We start from the raw sequence: 227 nt of genomic DNA on the forward strand, positions 1-227 counted from the left end.
CGCTGGGAGCATGAAGCCGTGCTGGAGGAGATGCAAAAGCGTCTGGACACCCAACCAGGCATGATGAAGCTACGGCGCCAGACGGTGGAGCACCCATTTGGCACGCTGAAGGAATGGATGGGGGCAACCCATTTCCTGACGCGAACCTTGGCGCACGTCAGCACAGAGATGAGCTTGCATGTGCTCGCCTACAACATGAAGCGAGTCATAAAGATCATCGGATTTGC

1 protein-coding gene is annotated in these 227 nt (G+C 56.4%); it reads left to right on the forward strand.

What is annotated here, in order from left to right:
- Positions 1 to 227: transposase (locus ACZ2IA_RS23360; protein ID WP_470294959.1), on the forward strand; the 227-nt coding region annotated here is incomplete at both ends.

The sequence above is a fragment of the Crenobacter sp. CS_VA4 genome, from assembly GCF_055597485.1.